2 protein-coding genes are annotated in these 1837 nt (G+C 68.8%); one reads left to right on the top strand and one right to left on the bottom strand.

Features of this window, described 5'->3' with window-relative positions:
- Nucleotides 1-49: 49 nt before the first annotated feature.
- On the bottom strand, nucleotides 50-1195 hold the full coding sequence (hppD, locus tag ACSNOK_RS32825; protein WP_436784440.1) for a 4-hydroxyphenylpyruvate dioxygenase: 1146 nt from the start codon (nucleotides 1193-1195) through the stop codon (nucleotides 50-52).
- A gap of 121 nt (nucleotides 1196-1316) precedes the next feature.
- Between hppD and ACSNOK_RS32830 the strand changes: the two genes are divergently transcribed.
- A complete protein-coding gene (locus ACSNOK_RS32830; RefSeq protein ID WP_436784441.1) occupies nucleotides 1317-1784 on the top strand; it encodes an Lrp/AsnC family transcriptional regulator in 468 nt (155 codons plus the stop codon).
- Nucleotides 1785-1837 lie beyond the last annotated feature (53 nt).

Below are 1837 nucleotides of genomic sequence, written 5' to 3' on the forward strand. Positions count from 1 at the left end.
AGAGACAGCCGGACCGCGCCGGGTGGGGGGTTGGCTCACGGGCGGCCGGTCAGAGGTTGCCGCGCTTCTCCTGCTCGCGCTCGATGGCCTCGAAGAGGGCCTTGAAGTTGCCCTTGCCGAAGCCCATGGAGCCGTGGCGCTCGATCATCTCGAAGAAGACGGTCGGGCGGTCCTGGACCGGCTTGGTGAAGATCTGGAGCAGGTAGCCGTCCTCGTCGCGGTCCACCAGGATCTTCAGTTCCCGCAGCGTCTCGACCGGCACCCGGGTCTCGCCGGCCCACTCGCCGAGGGTGTCGTAGTAGCTGTCCGGGGTGTCCAGGAACTGGACGCCGGCCGCCTTCATCTGCCGCACGGTGGTGACGATGTCGTTGGTGGCGAGGGCGATGTGCTGGAGGCCCGGGCCGCCGTAGAACTCCAGGTACTCGTCGATCTGCGACTTCTTCTTGGCGATCGCCGGCTCGTTGAGCGGGAACTTCACCTTCCGGGTGCCGTCCGCGACGACCTTGGACATCAGCGCGGAGTACTCGGTGGCGATGTCGTCGCCGACGAACTCCTTCATGTTCGTGAAGCCCATGACCCGGTGGTAGAACTCCACCCACTCGTCCATCCGGCCGAGTTCGACGTTGCCGACGCAGTGGTCGATGGCCTGGAAGTTGCGCTTGGCGGGCGGCGCCACGATCGGTTCGGCGGCGACGAAACCGGGCAGGTACGGGCCGCTGTAGCCGGAGCGGTCCACCAGGGTGTGGCGGGTCTGGCCGTAGGTGGCGATGGAGGCGAGGACGACGGTCCCGTGCTCGTCCTTCAGCTCGTACGGCTCCTCCAGGCCCCGCGCGCCGTGCTCGACCGCGTAGGCGTAGGCGGCACGGGCGTCCGGCACCTCGATCGCCAGGTCCACGGCGCCGTCGCCGTGCTCGGCCACGTGCTCCGCCAGGAAACGGCCGCGCTCGGTGGTGGCCTTGATGACGGTGGTGAGGACGAAGCGGGCGCCGCCCGACTCCAGGACGTAACTCGCCGTCTCCCGGCTGCCGTTCTCCGGTCCGGAGTAGGCGACCAGCTTCATGCCGAAGGCCGAGGAGTAGTAGTGCGCGGCCTGCTTGGCGTTCCCGACGGCGAAGACCACCGCGTCCATCCCCTTGACCGGGAAGGGATCGGCCTGCCGAGCGGTGTCAAAGGTGTGATCTGTGGTCTGCGTCATACGCGCAGCGTCTCGCCGATCCACAAGGTGCGCAATAGTTTCTGTTTCTCCTGGGCAATGTGACCAGTGGACCCCCGGAACCGCCGGGCGTTCTGTACATGGTGACTACGAGGGGTCGGCTGTGGCGATCGATCGTTTGGACGGCAGGCTGATCGAACTGCTGGCGCAGGAGCCGCGCATCGGCGTCCTGGAGGCGTCCCGCCGCCTGGGCGTCGCCCGCGGCACGGTCCAGGCCCGCCTGGACCGGCTGCGCTCCCAGGGCGTGATCCGCGGCTTCGGCCCGGACGTGGACCCCGCGGCGCTCGGCTATCCGGTGACGGCGTTCGCGACGCTGGAGATCAAACAGGGGGAGGGGCCGGACGTGCGGTCGCACCTGGCGGGGGTGCCCGAGGTGCTGGAGCTGCACACCATCACCGGGCACGGGGACATGCTCTGCCGGCTTGTCGCCCGGTCCAACGCTGATCTTCAGCGGGTGATCGACAAGGTGGTGGGGATCGAGGGGATCGTGCGGGCTTCCACGGCGATCGTGATGGAGAACGCGGTGCCTTTGCGGATCATTCCGCTGGTTCGGCAGGCGGCCGGGGGGTGAGGGTCCCCGATCCCGCCCCTTCCCGTTTCTCGCGGGGGCCGCGCCCCCGCGAG

The organism is Streptomyces sp. URMC 126 (assembly GCF_051386555.1).
GTDB lineage: Bacteria > Actinomycetota > Actinomycetes > Streptomycetales > Streptomycetaceae > Streptomyces.